Source organism: Herbaspirillum sp. B65, assembly GCF_000333555.1.
Classification (GTDB): Bacteria; Pseudomonadota; Gammaproteobacteria; order Burkholderiales; family Burkholderiaceae_D; genus Herbaspirillum; species Herbaspirillum rubrisubalbicans.
On record NZ_BADI01000375.1, the window covers coordinates 1 to 858 of the forward strand.

Here is an 858-nt window from a genome sequence, read left to right on the forward strand (position 1 = left end):
GAGACAGCACGAAATCGGTCTTCTTGGGAATCTTGCGCAGCATGTACATGATGAAACCGGAGAGGGTCTCGTAGCCCACCGGATTGGGATACTCCTCGATCTCCAGCTCGCTCATCACATCGTTCAAGGGCGTGAGGCCATCCATGAGCCAGGAATTGGCATCGCGCTTGACGATCTGCTGCTCTTCCTCGGTGATGGCCAGCAGGTTGCCCATCAACACGCCGGTGACATCGGTGATGCTGATGATGCCCACCACCAGCGCATATTCATTGACCACGATGGCCAGGTCTTCATCCATGGCCTTCATGCGCTCCAGCACTTCCCACAGGTTCAGGCTGTCGGGAATGGACAGCGGTGGATGCACCAGTCCCTTGTCGGCCAGGGAGAATTGTTCACCCTTGAGTAAGCGTTTGAGAACATCCTTGCTGTCGATATAGCCCAGCACGGCATCGATGTGACCATCGCAGACCAGGAAGCGCGAATGTGGATGGTCGATGATCTTCAGGCGTATCGTTTCTTCACTATCGGTGAGCAGGAAGTACACGATGCTGTCACGCGGGGTCATGGCCGAGGGCACGTAGCGGCTTTCCAGCTCGAACACGTTTTCGATCAGGTGATGTTCCTGGGTGAGCAGCACCCCGGCCTGGGCACCGGCATCGACTATGGCATGGATCTCGCTGGGCGTGATCACGTCCTGGCGCACCTGGGGCAGGCCGAACAGCGTGAAGATCCACTTGGAGAGGCTATTGAAGAACCATACCAGGGGCTTGAAGAGCCGCTCCAGCAGCAGCATGGGCTTGACCAGCACCACGGCAGCGCGCTCGGGCGCGGCCATGGCCAGGCGCTTGGGCATGAGGT

At 58.5% G+C, this 858-nt stretch carries 1 protein-coding gene; it reads right to left on the minus strand.

Features of this window, described 5'->3' with window-relative positions:
- A partial coding sequence (locus I5W_RS09205) for a hemolysin family protein (protein ID WP_044528995.1) occupies window positions 1-858 on the minus strand: 858 nt, incomplete at both ends.